The organism is Mesorhizobium sp. M7A.F.Ca.CA.004.04.2.1 (assembly GCF_004022825.1).
GTDB lineage: Bacteria > Pseudomonadota > Alphaproteobacteria > Rhizobiales > Rhizobiaceae > Mesorhizobium.
This window is the reverse complement of sequence record NZ_RZPH01001118.1, coordinates 1-1,868: the sequence shown is the minus strand read 5'-3', so window position 1 is coordinate 1,868 and position 1,868 is coordinate 1. Positions and strand designations below refer to the sequence as shown.

Annotated in this window: 2 protein-coding genes and 1 pseudogene; all 3 read left to right on the top strand. The window is 64.8% G+C overall.

What is annotated here, in order from left to right; genetic code table 11:
- Positions 1-235 (top strand): annotated as a pseudogene (locus EN893_RS31955) (hypothetical protein); the annotation flags it as partial.
- A complete protein-coding gene (locus EN893_RS31950) occupies positions 232-1,080 on the top strand; it encodes an ABC transporter permease (RefSeq protein WP_127267335.1) in 849 nt (282 codons plus the stop codon). The pseudogene EN893_RS31955 and the gene EN893_RS31950, both read left to right, overlap by 4 nt.
- A gap of 71 nt (positions 1,081-1,151) precedes the next feature.
- Positions 1,152-1,868 (top strand): ABC transporter substrate-binding protein (locus tag EN893_RS31945; RefSeq protein WP_164901297.1); only part of this gene is annotated, 717 nt, incomplete at its 3' end.

The following is a 1,868-nucleotide window of genomic DNA, read 5'->3' as shown; positions in this document are numbered from 1 at the left end:
CCAGCGAGCGTGGCCGCGCAAACGGCACGCGATATTCCTTGGCGACGCGGCCCGGCCGGGCCGCGTCGCCAAGGAATATCGCGTGCCGTTTGCGCGGCCACGCTCGCTGGAGATCATGGCGACGAAGGAGGTCTTCGACCTCACCAACCGTATCAAGATGGACATTGTCGGCGAACGCACGCGGCCAAAAGCGCCGGAGCGCGCGAGCGCCGAGATCGTGAGGATCAGGCCGTGAGCGGAGGCGACGCCATTCCGGAATTCTCCAAATCCAAGTCTGCCGACGGCCACGAGGTCAGCCTGACCAATCTGTCGGCCTTCGCCAGCGGCCCCGGCATCAAGTCGGGCAAGGAGGTGGCGGCCATTCTTGCCGTGGCGGTGATCATCATCGGCGGCATCGAACTGGCGCTGCGGCTGTTCCACGTGCCGCTCTACATCATGCCGCCGCCGAGCTCGATCGCCTATGCGCTGTTCGACGAGTTCCCGCTGATCGCGCCGCATCTCGGCTACACGCTCGTCGAGCTGGTGTCCGGCTTCACCATCGGCGCCATCATCGGCCTGGTGCTGGCCGCCGTCATCACCCAGTTTCCGTTCGCCGAGAAGATCGTCGCGCCCTACATCCTGCTTCTGGTCACCACGCCGATGCTGGCACTGGTGCCGCTTCTGATCCTGCGCTTCGGCTTCGGCTACACGCCGCGCATCATCGCGGTGGCGCTGGCCGCCGGGCCGATGGTGATGATCAATGCCGCCACCGGCTTTCGCCGCGTCGACAGCGCCAAGATCGCGCTGGCACGCTCCTATGGCGCCAGCACCCTGCAGATCTTCTGGAAAATCCGAGCGCCGATGGCGCTGCCGATGATCCTGGTCGGGCTGATGATCGGCGCCATCTTCGGTCTGCTGACCGCGGTCGGCGCCGAAATGGTCGGCGGCGGCTTCGGCCTCGGCAACCGGCTGACCACCTATTCGTCGATGATCCAGATGCCGCAGTTCTTCGCCGTGGTGCTGATCCTGTCGACGCTCGGCATCCTGATCTACGTGCTGTTCTTCCTGATCGGCAAGAAATGGGCGAGCTGGGAGGCTTGAACACAGGGATATGACGGCGCGCCCGGGAGGCGGCGGCAAGAGACTGACATCAAACAAAAAAGGGGAATGCTATGACCAAAGAAAACTCCATCAGCCCGGCGGGCATCAGCCGCCGCTACTTCCTGCAGGTGACCGGCGCCGGGCTGGTGACCGCGACGGCGCTTGGCGCCACCGGCCTCAAGGCCAGGGCCGAACCCTACGGAAAATTCACCTGGATCTCGCCGCGCGGCACGCTCGAAGTGCTCGACGACTATCCCTACTGGGCAGCCAAGAAGGCCGGCTATTTCGATGGGCTGGACACCGACATGCAGCCGGGGCCGTCGGACGGCACCGCGACGGTGAAGTTCGTCGATGTCGGCCAGGCCGATATGGGCTTCCCGTCGCCCGGCGTGTTCTCTTTCGCCATCCAGAACGGCATGAAGCTGAAGTCGGTGTTCCATATGGGCGCCCGCGACACGTTCAGCATCGCCTTCCGCAAGGGCGAGGGATCGAACGATCTGAAGAAGCTGGAAGGCAAGACCATCCTGCTCGGCTCCGCCGCCTGGCAGTCGATCACCGACCCGCTGCTGGCGGCGCAGGGCGTCGACATCAAGAAGGTCAAATATGTCGAAGCCGGCTGGCCGACATGGGGCACGGCTCTTGCCGGCGGCCAGGGCGACGCTGCCCTGTCGTGGGAAGGCCTACGCGCCGAATGGATCGCCAAGGGGCTCGACTTCGAATACTGGCTCGGCGTGCAGAACTCAAAGCTGCCGGCCAATACTTTCGTCGTGCGCGCCGCCGATCTGGAG